This is a genomic window from Shewanella sp. 553 (genome assembly GCF_059338375.1).
Window position 1 is genome coordinate 1,490,446 of the sequence record NZ_CM181701.1, and the last position, 15,726, is coordinate 1,506,171.

General features: G+C 45.7%; 14 protein-coding genes. 6 read left to right on the forward strand and 8 right to left on the reverse strand.

The genetic code is table 11. From position 1 onward, the window contains the following. Positions 1 to 40: 40 nt before the first annotated feature. From AC5YBZ_RS06820 to ppsR, 3 genes are all read right to left on the reverse strand, one after another. Positions 41 to 469: an acyl-CoA thioesterase gene (locus AC5YBZ_RS06820; protein ID WP_494519468.1), complete on the reverse strand. Its 429-nt coding sequence runs from the start codon at positions 467 to 469 to the stop codon at positions 41 to 43. Between the two features lie 163 nt (positions 470 to 632). Next, positions 633 to 1,700, reverse strand: a complete 1,068-nt coding sequence (locus AC5YBZ_RS06825) for a 3-deoxy-7-phosphoheptulonate synthase (RefSeq protein WP_475516482.1) — start codon at positions 1,698 to 1,700, stop codon at positions 633 to 635. A 177-nt stretch (positions 1,701 to 1,877) separates the two neighbouring features. Continuing rightward, entirely contained in the window at positions 1,878 to 2,690 is an 813-nt protein-coding gene (gene ppsR / locus AC5YBZ_RS06830; RefSeq protein ID WP_494519467.1) for a posphoenolpyruvate synthetase regulatory kinase/phosphorylase PpsR, read from the reverse strand. Between the two features lie 126 nt (positions 2,691 to 2,816). Between ppsR and ppsA the strand changes: the two genes are divergently transcribed. The 5 genes from ppsA to AC5YBZ_RS06855 all read left to right on the forward strand — a co-directional run bounded on the left by ppsA (position 2,817) and on the right by AC5YBZ_RS06855 (position 9,838). Further along, the gene (ppsA, locus tag AC5YBZ_RS06835) at positions 2,817 to 5,186 is read left to right on the forward strand and encodes a phosphoenolpyruvate synthase (RefSeq protein ID WP_494519466.1); all 2,370 of its coding nucleotides are present in this window, start codon (positions 2,817 to 2,819) and stop codon (positions 5,184 to 5,186) included. 106 nt (positions 5,187 to 5,292) lie between these two features. Next, complete coding sequence (ydiJ, locus tag AC5YBZ_RS06840) at positions 5,293 to 8,337, forward strand: D-2-hydroxyglutarate dehydrogenase YdiJ (RefSeq protein WP_494519465.1); 3,045 nt, start codon at positions 5,293 to 5,295, stop codon at positions 8,335 to 8,337. After that, positions 8,330 to 8,779, forward strand: coding sequence for a DUF1285 domain-containing protein (locus AC5YBZ_RS06845; protein ID WP_494519464.1), 450 nt, complete (start codon positions 8,330 to 8,332; stop codon positions 8,777 to 8,779). Before ydiJ ends, AC5YBZ_RS06845 begins: the two co-directional genes overlap by 8 nt. Positions 8,780 to 8,920: 141 nt before the next feature. Continuing rightward, positions 8,921 to 9,337 carry a MarR family winged helix-turn-helix transcriptional regulator gene (locus AC5YBZ_RS06850; RefSeq protein ID WP_494519463.1) on the forward strand — a complete coding sequence of 139 codons (417 nt, stop codon included), beginning with the start codon at positions 8,921 to 8,923 and terminating at the stop codon, positions 9,335 to 9,337. 69 nt (positions 9,338 to 9,406) lie between these two features. Next, positions 9,407 to 9,838: a PliI family lysozyme inhibitor of I-type lysozyme gene (locus AC5YBZ_RS06855; protein ID WP_494519462.1), complete on the forward strand. Its 432-nt coding sequence runs from the start codon at positions 9,407 to 9,409 to the stop codon at positions 9,836 to 9,838. Between the two features lie 45 nt (positions 9,839 to 9,883). Here the strand turns inward: AC5YBZ_RS06855 and AC5YBZ_RS06860 are convergent, their stop codons facing one another. Beyond that, a complete protein-coding gene (locus tag AC5YBZ_RS06860; protein WP_494519461.1) occupies positions 9,884 to 10,228 on the reverse strand; it encodes a hypothetical protein in 345 nt (114 codons plus the stop codon). Between the two features lie 296 nt (positions 10,229 to 10,524). Beyond that, positions 10,525 to 11,562: a Glu/Leu/Phe/Val dehydrogenase dimerization domain-containing protein gene (locus AC5YBZ_RS06865; protein WP_494519460.1), complete on the reverse strand. Its 1,038-nt coding sequence runs from the start codon at positions 11,560 to 11,562 to the stop codon at positions 10,525 to 10,527. Between the two features lie 321 nt (positions 11,563 to 11,883). On the opposite strand from AC5YBZ_RS06865, the gene AC5YBZ_RS06870 reads away from it, so the two are divergent. Next, positions 11,884 to 12,333 carry a DUF4826 family protein gene (locus AC5YBZ_RS06870; protein WP_494519459.1) on the forward strand — a complete coding sequence of 150 codons (450 nt, stop codon included), beginning with the start codon at positions 11,884 to 11,886 and terminating at the stop codon, positions 12,331 to 12,333. Between the two features lie 91 nt (positions 12,334 to 12,424). Here the strand turns inward: AC5YBZ_RS06870 and AC5YBZ_RS06875 are convergent, their stop codons facing one another. The 3 genes from AC5YBZ_RS06875 to hflD form a co-directional block, all read right to left on the reverse strand. Next, on the reverse strand, positions 12,425 to 13,552 hold the full coding sequence (locus tag AC5YBZ_RS06875) for a ribosomal protein uL16 3-hydroxylase (protein ID WP_494519458.1): 1,128 nt from the start codon (positions 13,550 to 13,552) through the stop codon (positions 12,425 to 12,427). Positions 13,553 to 13,703: 151 nt separating this feature from the next. Beyond that, positions 13,704 to 15,074: an adenylosuccinate lyase gene (purB, locus tag AC5YBZ_RS06880; protein ID WP_494519457.1), complete on the reverse strand. Its 1,371-nt coding sequence runs from the start codon at positions 15,072 to 15,074 to the stop codon at positions 13,704 to 13,706. Between the two features lie 32 nt (positions 15,075 to 15,106). Beyond that, complete coding sequence (hflD, locus tag AC5YBZ_RS06885) at positions 15,107 to 15,724, reverse strand: high frequency lysogenization protein HflD (protein WP_119978965.1); 618 nt, start codon at positions 15,722 to 15,724, stop codon at positions 15,107 to 15,109. Positions 15,725 to 15,726: the final 2 nt, after the last annotated feature.

Here is a 15,726-nt window from a genome sequence, read left to right on the forward strand (position 1 = left end):
AGAGGTGCTACTTATTTACACCTCTACAAGCTGCAATAGTTTAAGTGTGTAGTGGCCAAACTTGAGTGGGTTTTCTGTCATCATCGACCGCAACGAAAGTAAATACGCCACGGATTGCGTGCTCACGCAGATCTTGATACATATCTTCGACAAAAATATTCACCTCCACCTTTAATGAGGTGTTACCCACATGGATCACCTTGGCAATGATCTCGGCTAAGGTGCCAGCGGGGATCGCTTTATTAAAGTCGATTCTGTCAGAGCTGACCGTGACCAGAGGTTTGCGGCAAAAACGTGTCGCCGCGATAAATGCAGTTTCATCCATCCACGCCAAGGCTTCACCACCAAATAGAGTGTTGTGATGGTTGGTGATTGACGGGAAAATCGCTTTAATAACGCGGGCTTCAGATTGTTCAATCCGGGATAACATCGCCTCAGAATAAGGCGATTGAGTGTGAGTTAGGGGCATAAGGCAACCTTGAGGTTATGCAGAAAAAATCCACCAACACGTAATCGAGTTACGTGGCGAGTGGTTGTTGGTGTTTAAGTTCATCCAATGAAGATAAAAAGGCTTCATGCTTGAAGCCTTTATCGGGGTAAAACTGGGGCATTCTTGTTAAGAAGTAGGGTGATTAGGCACCCGCTAATTTGTTCATCCGTGCACGGGCCGCTTTTGCTAGGTCGCGTAGCAACTGCTCGGAGTCTTGCCAGTTAAGGCACGCATCTGTGATGCTTTTGCCGTAACTCAGCGGCTGGCCTGGGATCACTTTTTGGCTGCCTTCCTCAATAAAGCTTTCAGCCATAATGCCGGCAATGGCGGTAGAGCCTTGCTCCAGTTGCGCGATAATGTCTTTGGCAACAACTAATTGTTGTAAATGTTGCTTTTGACTGTTGCCGTGGCTGAAGTCAATAACCATACGGTGCGATAACCCAACGCTCGCCAGCTGCTTAGCTGCGGCATTAACGTCTTCGGCATGGTAGTTTGGCTGCTTACCACCGCGTAAAATGATGTGTCCAAATGGGTTACCACTAGTACGGTATACCGCCATGGCGCCATCTTTATCAGGTGAATAGAAGATATGTGGCTCTTTTGCGGCGCGCACCGCGTCGATTGCGATATTGATGTTACCGTCAGTACCGTTTTTAAAGCCGACAGGGCAAGAGAGTGCCGAGGCCATTTCGCGATGGATTTGGCTTTCGGTGGTGCGAGCCCCCACAGCGCCCCAAGTGATAAGGTCGGCTATGTATTGGCCGTTAACCATATCAAGGAATTCGGTCGCAATAGGTAACTTGAGTTCCGTTATCTGTTGTAATAGATGTCGTGCTAAGCGAAGCCCTTTATTGGCATTAAAGCTACCGTCGAGATCGGGGTCTGAAATTAACCCTTTCCAACCGACTGTGGTGCGCGGTTTTTCAAAATAAACGCGCATAAGGATGCACAGATCATCTTTTAACTCTTGATGCATCACGGCGAGACGTTTAGCGTAGTCGATCGCGGCATCAGTATCGTGAATAGAGCAAGGACCGATGATCACCAGCAGTCGTTGATCTTCACCGGTGAGGATCGCTTCGACTTCACGTCGTTGTTGTACAAGGTAGTCGGCAGCGTCTTGAGTCAGCGGATATTCAGATGCGAGTTTAGCAGGTGAAATGGCTTTACATAATAATGTGGTGCGTAGTTCGTCTGTTTTAGTGGTCATTCAATATACCGAGCGTTTGTCTTGGCATTTCGCCGTATTGTCTCGGATTATAACTAATAGTTGCAGGCTGCACAGTGCCTAAATCATGAAAATATTCGCTAATTGTCGGCAAGTGTGCAGTGCAATTGACAAAATTTGCCCTTTTTACTGGGTCATATCTTGCCTGATAGCCCTTATTTAAAACATATGACGCTCCAGTCCGGTGAGTTCTAAAATCTTGGTGGCGATCTCTTCGACCGAATGATTTGTGGTGTTAACAAAGGGGATGCGCTCGCGTTTGTACATCATCTCTACCTCTTTAACTTCGATACGGCACTGCCTTAACGAGGAGTAACGACTATTTTCCATACGGCTTTGGCGGATCTCATGTAAACGCACAGGATCTATGGTTAGACCAAATAGTTTGTGCTTATTCTTTTTGAGGGTCTCTGGCAGCTTGAGGTTATCCATATCATCTTCGATAAAAGGATAGTTAGCGGCTTTAATACCAAACTGCATCGATAAATAGAGGCTACTGGGTGTCTTGCCGCAGCGTGATACGCCCAGCAAGACAATGTCGGCTTTGTCGATATGTTTCAGGGTTTGACCGTCATCGTTCTCCATAGCGAAATTAATGGCGTCGATGCGCGCTTCATAACTGTGGTTGGCTTTACCGTGAGTGCGATGCAGCACAGGGCTTGCCTTGATGCCTAGCTGTTCTTCTAACGGGGCGACGAAGGTATTCAAAAAGTCATAATCGATGCATTCACTGCTGTAGATGATGTCACGAATTTCTGGCTTGACGATAGAATGGAAAACTAATGGTCGTTCACCTGTTGTAATAAAACAATCATTTATTTGCTTCTTAACCGCCTGAGCTTTTTTGGTTGTCTCCACAAATGGAATGGTAAGCGCTTCAAAAGACACTGGAAATTGCGAGAGGACCGCATGGCCAAACACTTCGGCTGTGATCGCCGTCCCATCTGAGATATAAAAGACTTTACGTGACATTTCGACCTCTTGTAGTAATAAAATTACAAATAAAATTATAGATTTACGATGCTTGCTGTGGAGTGTAAACTGCCGCTGCCCTCGTGTGAAAGGGCCACACTGAAATAAACTTGCGGAGATAGAACTGTGCAGCAATATGTACTCTGGTATCAAGAATTAGGCATGGGTGATGTCAACAAGGTTGGCGGTAAAAACGCCTCACTTGGAGAGATGATCAGCAATCTAGCAAATGCAGGTGTTCAAGTGCCTGGTGGCTTTGCGACCACCTCTTTTGCGTTCAATGAATTTCTTGAACAAAGCGGACTTAACCAGAAGATATACGACACTCTAGATTCTCTAGATGTAGATGACGTGAATGCACTCGCTACAGCCGGTGCACAGATCAGACAGTGGGTTATCGACACCCCATTCCATAGCGAATTTGAGCAGGTTGTACGTGAATCGTACGACAAGCTTTCTTCAGAAACCCAAGATGCATCTTTTGCCGTTCGCTCTTCTGCGACAGCCGAAGATATGCCAGATGCTTCATTTGCCGGCCAACAAGAAACGTTCCTTAACGTTAAGGGATATGAATCAGTATTGGTAGCGATTAAGCACGTTTTTGCTTCACTGTTTAACGACCGAGCTATCTCATACCGTGTGCACCAAGGTTACGATCATAAAGGCGTAGCACTTTCTGCCGGTGTACAGCGTATGGTTCGCTCTGATACTGCAGCATCAGGTGTGATGTTCACCATGGATACTGAGTCAGGTAACAACGACGTGGTATTTATCACTTCATCATTTGGCCTTGGTGAAATGGTCGTACAAGGTGCGGTGAACCCTGATGAGTTTTATGTACACAAGCCAAGTTTAACCGCCGGTCACAAAGCGGTTGTTCGTCGTAATATTGGTAGCAAGCTTATCCAGATGGTTTACTCAGATGATTTAAATCACGGTAAGCAAGTTAAGATTGAAGATGTGGCCGCTGACAAGCGTCGTCAATTCTCTATCAATGACGAAGAAGTGATGGAACTGGCTAAACAAGCCATGGTTATCGAGCAGCACTACGGTCGTCCAATGGACATTGAGTGGGCAAAAGATGGCAATGATGGCAAGCTTTATATCGTTCAGGCGCGTCCTGAAACTGTACGCTCACGTGAAGATGTGCAGCTTATCGAGCGCTACCACCTTAAAACCCATGGTGATGTGATTGGTGAAGGTCGTGCCATTGGCCATAAGATTGGTAATGGTATTGCTAAGGTACTGTCTTCTATCGAAGATATGGACCAAATCCAAGAAGGTGATGTACTGGTTACCGACATGACAGACCCAGATTGGGAACCTATCATGAAGCGCGCAAGTGCTATCGTGACTAACCGCGGCGGCCGTACGTGTCATGCGGCGATTATCGCACGTGAACTTGGTGTTCCTGCGGTAGTGGGCTGTGGCGACATCACTGACAAGATTAAGCATGGTCAAGAAGTCACTGTATCTTGCGCCGAAGGCGATACCGGCTTTATTTATCAAGGTATTCAAGATTTCGAAGTGATGTCATCACGCGTCGATTCAATGCCTGAACTGCCAATGAAGATCACTATGAACGTGGGTAACCCTGATAGAGCGTTCGACTTTGCTCGTCTGCCTAACGAAGGTGTGGGTCTTGCGCGTCTAGAGTTCATCATTAACCGTATGATCGGCATTCACCCGAAAGCCTTGCTTGAGTTCAATGACCAAACTGCTGAGCTGCAACAAGAGATCCACGAGATGATCGCAGGTTATGAATCACCTGTTGAATATTATGTGGCACGTCTGGTTGAAGGTATTGCGACTATCGCATCGGCTTTCCATCCGAAGAAAGTGATTGTACGTATGTCAGACTTTAAGTCTAACGAGTACGCAAACTTGGTCGGTGGTGAACGTTACGAGCCAGAAGAAGAGAACCCAATGCTGGGCTTCCGCGGTGCAAGCCGTTATATCTCTGAGTCGTTCCGTGATTGTTTCGCCCTTGAGTGTGAAGCCATTAAGCGTGTGCGGGGTGAGATGGGTCTGACTAACGTTGAGATCATGATCCCATTCGTACGTACCCTTGAAGAAGCGGCGCAAGTGATTGAGCTACTTAAAGAGCAGGGCCTTGAGCGCGGTAAAGATGGTCTACGTGTCATTATGATGTGTGAACTACCTTCTAATGCCTTGTTGGCCGATCAGTTCCTTGAGTACTTCGATGGCTTCTCAATTGGCTCTAACGATTTGACTCAGCTAACACTAGGTCTTGACCGAGATTCAGGCATCATCAGCCATCTGTTTGATGAGCGTAATCCAGCGGTGAAAGCCTTACTGGCGATGGCAATTAAGTCGGCTAAAGCCAAAGGCGCTTATGTGGGGATTTGTGGTCAAGGACCATCAGATCACGCAGATTTTGCTGCATGGTTAGTTGAGCAGGGCATCGATACCGTATCACTCAACCCAGATACCGTTATAGACACTTGGTTATACCTAGCTGAAGCTCACGCTTAATTATTCTTAAAATAGAATAAGCTAATTCGATAAAAGCCGCTTTTTAGCGGCTTTTTTTTGTTTATAATGGCAGCACTATTTTAATAACGACAAAGCAGAAACCAGCATGCTACCTAAGTTATCTCATCAACAAACGCTAGAGCCCGTATATTGCGATTTTCTCGATGCGTTAGCCGAAAGCGGTTTTACTGGCGATATTGATAAGCGTTACAGCGCGCGACTCGCTCAGGCTACAGATAACTCTGTCTACCAATTTTTGCCCCAAGCGGTGCTCTATCCACGCAATCAAACCGACGTGCGTATCGCATTAAAGTTGGCCACTAAGCCTACTTTTACCAAGGTGGTGTTCAGTGCCCGTGGCGGCGGAACAGGTACCAATGGACAGTCATTAACCCATGGTTTAATTCTAGACTTATCGCGATATATGAACCGAGTGCTCGAAGTGAATGCCGAGCAAGGCTGGGTGAGAGTTGAGGCGGGTGTGGTAAAAGATGCGCTAAATGATGCGCTGCGTCCCCATGGTTATTTTTTCAGCCCCGATCTTTCAACCTCAAATCGCGCTACTTTGGGCGGTATGATCAATACCGATGCATCAGGTGCTGGCTCGCTGGTTTATGGTAAAACCTCTGATCATGTATTGGCGCTTTCAAGCGTGCTATATGATGGTAGCGTGTTGGACACGGGCCCATTGACTTACGCTCAACTGCAGGCACTTGAGCAAGAGGGATCCCCTGATTTAGGCCAAGTGCTGCAACGTGATATTGCTAAGATGACCCGCGATCATCGTGCTGAAGTGGAGGCGCGTTTTCCCAAGCTTAATCGTTTTTTAACCGGTTATGATTTAAAAAATGTCTGGAATGACGCCCTAGATGAGTTCAACTTATCGCGCATCTTGACCGGCTCAGAAGGGACGCTGGCTGTGGTAACCGAAGCTAAATTGGATATCACGCCGCTACCGACTACCCGCATGATGGTCAATATTAAATATGATTCGTTTCAATCGGCGTTGCGTCATGCTCCCGACTTAGTCAAAGCCAATGCCACTGTGGTTGAAACGGTCGACTCAAAAGTACTTAATTTAGCTAAGCAAGACATTATCTGGCATTCGGTCTCATCATTAATTGACGATATTCCAGGTAAGATTATCGACGGTTTAAATATGGTGGAATTTGCTGGCGAAACCGATGAGGTCGAGCATAAAGTGAACTTGCTATGTGAGATGCTTGACACTCAGATAGCTCAGCAAAAAGATGGCTTGCTAGGTTATCAAGTGACGGCAGACAAAGGGTCCATCAACACCATTTATGCCATGCGCAAGAAAGCGGTGGGTTTGCTTGGGGCCACCAAAGGCAGTCGCAAGCCTATTGCCTTTGCCGAAGATACTGCGGTGCCACCAGAAAAACTCGCCGATTACATTATGGAGTTTAGGGCGCTACTTGATAGCCACCAACTACAATATGGTATGTTTGGTCATGTAGATGCTGGAGTGCTGCATGTGCGTCCAGCGCTCGATATGTGCGATCCCAATGACGAGCGTTTACTGAAAACCGTGTCTGATGACGTTGCCGCGCTTACCCTTAAGTATGGCGGCTTGATGTGGGGCGAACATGGTAAAGGGGTGCGCGGTGAATATGGCCCAGCGGTATTTGGCGAGACCTTGTTTGATCTGTTAGAGGAGGTGAAGGGCTTATTCGATCCACTTAATAAGCTCAATCCCGGTAAGCTGGTGGCGCCTAAAAACAGTGGGCCGCTGCGATACAATGTCGACAGTACCAAACGTGGCACGTTCGACAGGCAAATTCCGGTGACTACCCGGGAAGCTTTTCCCGATGTAATGAACTGTAACGGTAATGGCTTGTGCTTTAATTACAGTGTCTATTCACCTATGTGCCCCTCGTTTAAAGTGACTGGCGATCGCGTACAATCGCCTAAAGGTCGCGCAGGGCTGATGCGTGAGTGGCTACGTTTGTTAGAAGTTGAGGGCGTCGATGTCGAAGCCTTAGCAAAGGCCAAGCCGTTAGGGTGGCTGCAGCGCACCCAAAACACCATAAAGATAGATAGAGAATATGATTATTCTCATGAGGTGATGGAGTCATTAAAAGGCTGTTTAGCCTGTAAAGCCTGCTCCTCGCAGTGCCCGGTTAAAGTCGATGTGCCCAAGTTTCGAGCACAATTTTTCAATATCTATTATCAGCGTTACCTGCGCCCTGCTAAGGATTATTTAGTCGCTGGGATAGAAGACTCACTGCCGCTAATGGCCATGATGCCAAGAGTCACCAACGCCGTATCACAAAACCCGGTTAGCCAATGGGTGATTAAAAAGTCCCTTGGCTATGTCGATGCGCCGGCGTTATCGGTCCCCACTCTGAAGCAAAAATTAGAGAATCACAGCTGCCGAGGTTACGATCTTGAGGCGCTACAGCAGATCCCTCAAGATGAGCGCAACCGCTATGTGCTGGTGGTACAAGACCCTTTTAACAGCTTTTACGAAGCCGATACCGTTTATCACTTAGTGAAACTTATCGAAAAGCTTGGATTTAAGCCGATATTATTACCCTTTAAACCTAATGGTAAGCCAATCCATATTAAGGGCTTTTTGGATAAGTTTGCTAAAACGGCGCAATCGAGTGCAGATTTCTTAAATGACATTTTTGCACTGGGGATGCCGATGATTGGTGTCGATCCGGCGATGGTGCTCTGTTATCGGGATGAATATAAAGAGGTACTCGGTGATAATCGCGGCGATTTCAATGTGCAACTGGTCAATGAGTGGTTACTGGATATTGTCCAGACGCTTCCTCAGTTGGAGCCCACCGACAAGGTGTTCATCTGGTTTAGTCACTGCACCGAATCGACAGCTAAACCCAATACCGCCAATGAATGGCTGGCGATTTTTAAACACTTTGGCGCCACACTCAATACCGTTAATTTAGGCTGTTGTGGCATGGCAGGGACTTATGGCCATGAAAGCGAGAATTACTCACGCTCTAAAGCCTTATTTGATATGTCTTGGGACGGCGCCATTAAACAGTTACTGCCAGAGCAGGTGCTGGTCTCTGGTTATTCGTGTCGCAGCCAAGTGAAGCGATTTGGCGGCTTTAAACCTAAACATCCGCTGCAGGCTTTATTAACCTTGCTTAGTCATGAGTGATATTAATGCAGCGGATAGCCAATTACACCAGCTGACTCAGGGGGTGAGCTTGTGCGATGACAAACCGCTGTTTTTTATCAATGCCCAAGGTAAATGGTTTTATCAACAAGGCTTATTACCAGATAAGTTTAGCCGTTTATTTAGCAGCATCTTGCAGCGGCTTGATGGTGATTACTTTTTAATAACGCCAGTGGAAAAAGTGCGTGTCGAGGTTGAGGCTTATCCACTACTGATTGTTGATTATCAAGAGGTTGAAGCGGGTCAACTGCAGATCACCACCTCTATAGATACTCAGTTTATGCTCGACAGTTGCCATTGTTTTGAGATCCAAGAGCAAGATATCTTCGTATTACTCCCTAAAGGACTATCGGCAAAACTGGGACGGGCTTGCTATTACCGCTTTGTTGAACAGTATTTACTTGATGATACCGAACTAGACTAATGGAACGGCATTATTAAGTTAGCTAAGTGGTTATTTGATAACGTGAATGGTTTTACTTACTTATTTAGTTGTACCTAAAGCTAGTTTCTTTAAAGCCAGATGGTAATATTAATATAAGGCTATTGAGGCAGGAGGTGCTGATTGAAACATTATGAGAGTTTGGGATACTTGATATCTCACCTTAATATCAGTCTGCAAAAGGCGTTTGATGAGCGTCTCAAGCGCTATGATCTAGAGATTAAACTCTGGCCAGTGCTGTTTGCCTTATGGCAAGAAGAGGGGATTACTCAGACTGAATTGTCAAAACGTTGCGATGTGGCTAATTACACTATGACTCGACTGCTCGATCAACTGCAGGTACAAGGTTTAATCACCCGTCATCAAGAAGCCGACAATCGACGTGCATTCCAAATATTTCTTACCGACAGTGCTAAAGCATTAGAGCAAGATTTGACCCGTGAAGCTGAATGGATAAATGAGCGTTTTTTAGCTTGTCTAAGCGAGGCAGAGTCAACGCAATTTATTTATTTATTGAATAAAATTAACCATCTGCCATAAGAGTGCACTTAAAATCGAACACCTCTTTTTTACGTCTATTTACCCATCAAGTGATCGAGGATAATGGTTATGCGTACCAAATTCCCGCTTATTGTCCTGTTGGTTGTTGTTATGTCTGGATGCTCTGTTAGCACCAACAGTAATACGTCAGTACTTCAGCCAATGCAAGATGCACAACCGCAGGCATCAGATACCTCTATGCCCACAGCCTACGCAGAGTCATTCTCTTTGGCTAATGGCTATAGCTTGGTGGTCGCCGAAGGTGCGTTAGAGCCTCGCTCTATCGGCAGCGTAAATGTCGCCTTGTATCGCAATCTTGAAGTAGGAGATTTCGTTACTTCGGTTTCATTTACTCGAGATGGTATTGTGCTTAATTCACTCTTGATTGAAAATGGGATTCAGAAGCAAAAACTGTCGGTGACCATGGTCACTGTTGGCAGTGGTGATTACCAAACTCGTCAATATGTGTGCGTCAATGGTGAGCAATTATCATTGTGCTAAATGATTCAACACCCCCGAATCAATATTAAATCGAAATAGTGTGTTTCATACAAGTAGTAACCCTCCTACACAACAAAGAGCAGTTAAAAAGACTACGCTGTGAAGCAGTTGCCGACTTTGCAACAAGTTCTGCTTTCCTTGCTTGATACTGGTGATGAGTCGGTTTTTTTTGTAGATACGGCAGATCATCTGTTCGCTATTTGGGTCAATAAAAAGTTGAAATTTACAGGGGTTGCCATCGTGTAGTTTTATTTGGTGTTCGCTTTTTGGGCCAAAATTAAGCTTGCGAGACACACGCTTACCGTTCACAAATACCTGCTCTAGGCCACACCAATCGCTGGCCTGTAACTCCACAACATCTTGAGTAAAGTCGTATTTGAAACTGATCATAGTGCTCTCCCGACACTAATAATGAGCTATTAATTCAAGCAGAGGACTATGACATTTTCCAGTACGCTTATGTGAATATTCGGTGGATAAAGCTTATCTCGTTGCTGGTAAAGATAAATCTTGTGCAAGGTATTTGGGATAAGCGGATCATGATCGTAAAGGGCTCTCAATGTCAAAATCTATCGAAGCTCAATTACAGTTATTAAGGTGGGATGACATAAACGATAAAAAGCCACCGATATCGCCGGTGGCTTAATGATAATGCTTATTATGCTATTGCTAATATTAACAATATATTAGCTAATGTTATTACCATTGATAATCGCGCGTGCTAGTTCGTCAGCCACGTCTGCGGTGGTGCGATTTTGCGCATCAGATAACTCAAAGACCTTAAGTAGGGTGTTGTAAATCTCTTCTACTTTAGCGGTCGATTGTACCTGATCGTAATTTTTCTCAAACGATACGTTGATGATGCCACCGGCATTAATGACATAATCAGGTGCATAGAGAATGCCTAACTCTTTCAACTTCTCACCATGACGAGTTTCTGCAAGTTGATTATTGGCACAACCGGCAACGATGCTGGCTTTTAACAACGGGATAGTAGTGTCGTTAATGGTTGCGCCAAGGGCGCATGGGGCATAAACATCAACATCTTGGTGATAGATATCTTGTGGAGCCACAACCGTTGCACCAAACTCAGTGGCCACTTTATCCAATGATGACTGATGAATGTCGGTAACGATAAGTTCAGCGCCTTCTTGATGCAGATGACGACATAGGTAATAGCCAACGTGTCCAACGCCTTGTACCGCAATTTTAAGCCCTTTAAGACTGTCGATACCACGCTGATGCTTAACCGCAGCTTTAATGCCTAAATAGGTGCCTAACGCCGTGTGGGGCGATGGATCGCCACTTTGGCCTTCTAAACCAGCCACAAAAGGCGTTTCTTGATGGGCAATCATAATATCGGCTGTCGATACACCGACATCTTCAGCCGAGTAGTATTTGCCGCCTAAGCTGTGAACACAACGACCAAAGGCTCTGAAAAGGGCTTCACGATTTTCCATTTTTGGATCGGCGATGATAACCGCTTTACCGCCACCCATGGCTAATCCTGCCAATGCATTTTTATAAGTCATACCGCGTGATAGACGCAAAACGTCAGTTAGGGCTTCATCGTCTGACTCATAATTCCACATTCTACAGCCACCGACAGCAGGGCCTAGATTAGTGTTATGAATTGCAATAATGGCGCGTAAGCCACTTTCTTTGTCATGACAAAATACGACCTGTTCATGATCGTCAAATGAGATATGATTGAATACTGCCACTTTAGGTGTTCTCCACTTGGGAATTAAAACGCCGAGCTGCAAAAATAGGCGACTTCGACGGCTTGTTATATTTATTGCAGAACGATAACATTTAGCGATACTCTCAACAAAGCAAAGATGTGTAATTATCGTGATATAGGTGGCAATTTAGCTTTCCACTTTACGTTAACGTAAGCTTGGTGGTTATTTTTTGCATCAAAATGACGATAATGACTGACAACATTTTTGGTTATCGCTTATGGCTATAGGTTTTAGCCCGTAGGTGTAGATAGTCGATGCGCGGATAATGACGCCATAATTATAACAACAATAGGAAGCAGTATGACGGAACAAGCAGTCGATCAAACTCAACCTTTGAGTGACCAAGAGCGAGAAGCGCTTACCCAGCAATGGATCAGGGAACACTTTCAAAAAGCCAACCGTTTTTTAGCCGAAAAAGGGGTGATACCCAGTAAAGTGATTGCCGCAGAAAGTCGCTATTTAGCGCCTTATTTAGCGGTGTGGAAGATGGAATCTAAGCAACCTAAGCCACAAACTTTTTGGGTGATGTCAGGCGATTTACCGTCAGATTATGTGGATGTGAAAGTGGCGGCATCTGCGCGTGATGCGATTCGGCATTTTTCAATGATATGGCAGTTAAAAGCGGAAAACTTGAAAAATTCCGGTGCGACAAACGATCCAACTCAAGCTAAGTTTGCTCAGCTATTGATCTCCCGTGCTGAGAGTCTGTATCAGATCCATAATGATGAAAAGTTATGGCAAGGTGCGTAGCGTTTTAAACGCCAAGCGATAAAAAGCCGTTTACCTTAATAAAGGGAAACGGCTTTTTTGTACCGAGCATATCGGGCCTTATTTGTGCCGACTAGGCGAGATAAGCGTAACCCTGATCCAGTAACCAGATAAAATAATCGGCTACAGCAGTTTGCTTACATAAGGCTAATGCGGTGTCACTATCAAAGCTAAACTGGTTGGCTAGGGCATCAAGGGTGCTAAGTTCGATGTTATCGAATCGATAGATCTCACCATTAATGAATAACCTTGCCTGGCTATCATCTTCTACACGGATCACTTTTAGCCCACCGATGCGCTGGATCTCAGCGCCATCTTGTAAGGCTTCGATCAGCTCATCATTAGTATGCTGGCCATCGGGATCACATATATCCAGCTCAAAGCGATTTTGGCTCAGCAGTTGTCCTAACACTTGCTGATAATGTTCTGGCTGGGTTAAGAGTTCGGTTAACAGTGCCAGCATTTGAGTTTGTTGTGCTGCGGGCAATAATCCTGGGCTGTTAGGCTCTTGGTTCGAGGTAAAGCGTTTATTACCACTATTGGTGTCGATAAGGTGATCGGCAATACCACTGATTAACTCTTGCTGGCTCGGGGCACGAAAACCGATAGAGTAACTCAGTGCGGTTTCAAGCGTTTCTCCCCGATGCGGAAAACCAGGTGGAATATAGAGCATATCTCCCGCTTCAAGAACCACATCAATCATGGGCTCAAAATCATCGATAAGTGCCGTATGAGTATCGCCACCTCTAGGGGAATAAGTGCCTTGCGGGCCCACTTTCCAGCGGCGCTTGCCTTCACCCTGCAATAAGAACACATCATAATTATCAATATGTGGACCAACGCCACCACCTGGGGTAGCAAATGACACCATTAAGTCATCAAAGCGCCAGTCTGGAATGAATCGAAATGCCTCAACTAACGGCTGAGCGTCTGGATACCAGTGGTTAACTGCCTGTACCAACAACTGCCAGTTATCTTCGCCAAAGGGGGCGTAATCTTCGATAGGGCCTTGGATGATTTCCCAATTATCGGGTTTAGTTAAAATAATGCGAGAGGCAATCTCCTCTTCACAGGCCAGTCCAGCCAGCTCATCAGCCGAAATAGGATCGTTAAAATCTTTAAAGGCAGCTTTAATCACTAATGGTTGTTTCTGCCAGTAGTGGTTGAGAAAATCTTGCAGGTTAAAATTGAGAGTATACATGGCGTGATAACCTTAGTTAGAAGGGGGAGTCAGTCAAAAAAGCCTATTCAATAACAGTGCAGTATAGCGACTATTTGGCATCGAAAGGGCTTAAAACAATAAAGGCGGTAAGCATTAGCCTACCGCCTTTATAAACGCTAATGTTAGTCGCTTACTTTAGTTCGTCGACAAAGGCTTCGGCGCGGCCAATGTAGTTAGCTGGCGTCATTTTTTTCAGCTCAACTTTAACGTCTGCTGGTAGCTCGAGATTATCGATAAATTGTGCAAGTTGCTCGCCATCGATACGTTTACCACGGGTTAGCTCTTTGAGCTTTTCGTATGGCTTTTCGATACCGTAGCGACGCATCACGGTTTGTACCGGCTCTGCTAGTACTTCCCAGTTTTGATTAAGCTCGTCACGCAGGTGCGTTTCGTTAACTTCAAGCTTGCTGATCCCTTTTAAGGTTGCTTGGTAAGCAATCAGCGCATGCGCCATGCCGACACCTAGGTTACGCAGAACCGTAGAGTCCGTCAGATCACGTTGCCATCTTGATACCGGTAGCTTTGCTGCTAAGTGCTGCATAATTGCATTAGCAATACCTAAGTTACCCTCTGAGTTTTCAAAGTCGATAGGGTTAACTTTATGCGGCATGGTTGATGAACCAATTTCGCCAGCAATAGTTTTTTGCTTAAAGTGACCTAAGGCAATATAACCCCAAATGTCGCGGTCAAAGTCAATCAGTACCGTGTTGAAACGCGCAACAGCATCGAACAGTTCAGCGATATAATCGTGTGGCTCAATCTGGGTGGTGTATGGGTTCCAGTTAAGACCAAGGCTGGTCACAAAGCGCTGTGACAGTGTGTGCCAATCCACTTCGGGGTAAGCCGATAGGTGGGCGTTATAGTTACCCACAGCGCCATTGATTTTACCCATGATCTCAACGGCTTGAATTTGTTTAAGTTGGCGTTCAAGACGTACGGCAACGTTAGCCATCTCTTTCCCCAGAGTCGAAGGTGACGCAGGTTGACCGTGGGTACGTGACATCAATGGGACTGAGCGATATTCAGCTGCTAGCTTTTTGATGCTATCAACGATTTGCTGACAGTAAGGTACAAGCACCTGCTCGCGAGCATCGGTTAACATTAAACCATGAGACAGATTGTTAATATCTTCAGAGGTACAGGCAAAGTGTACAAACTCATCGATAGCGACTAATTCGGCGTTATCGGCGATTTTCTCTTTGATAAAGTACTCAACCGCTTTGACGTCATGGTTGGTGGTGGCTTCAATGGCCTTGACACGCAGGGCGTCCTCTTCACTGAAGTTATCTTTGATTTGATCGAGCAGTGCTAATGCCGCTTCGCTAAAAGGTGGAACTTCTTCAATTTCTGGACAGCTAGAAAGCAGCTTTAGCCAGTTTATTTCGACTTGAACACGGTATTTGGTCAGGCCGTACTCGCTGAAAATCCCTCGTAATGAGGCGGTTTTACTACCATAACGACCGTCTACCGGAGAGATAGCAGTTAGTGCGGAAAGTTCCATTAGAAGCTCCTTTAATGAACTTAGCTTATTATTTATAGGGTGAGGCTTTTCTTTGCTGTATCAACTATTGCTTTACGTGAGAAGACAAGGTGTCTGCGCTTGCCTCCCAGTTGGCGCCATAATACTGCGCTGCGAATGGCGGCGAGCAGTAGGGCGCGAATTTTTTGCTGAACCAGTGGCTGTTTCAGAAACTCGGGATTGCCGGAGATCTGAATTTTTGGCCCCAAATCACTGATAATATCGCTATAAATACCGGCAAAGTTACCAATCACTTGATCGTCTGTTATCGAAAAGTGGTGTAGCTGGCGGTGCACCTGATTGATGCGCTCAGCCAGCATGCCCATGGCATTCGATGAGCGTGCCAGTTTGCGCTCAAGGGCCAAAATGCCGATTAAATAACGGGTGATCTCGACATCTTTTTGCTTGTCATCACCCAGTTGATTGAGGATCAACTGATAGCCTTGGTTGAGAGCCACTTTATCGGCATAGACCTCACTAGTACTGTCAGGATTGGTGACCAAAATACTATTAAGGCTGGCCGCGATGGCGTCATTGTCTGCTTGACCATGGCGAGCCACTCGCTGAACTAGCGAAATGGCTTGCAAAATGCCGGCAAAAGCCATGGTCCGATCGAAAATAGGCTCACTCACGT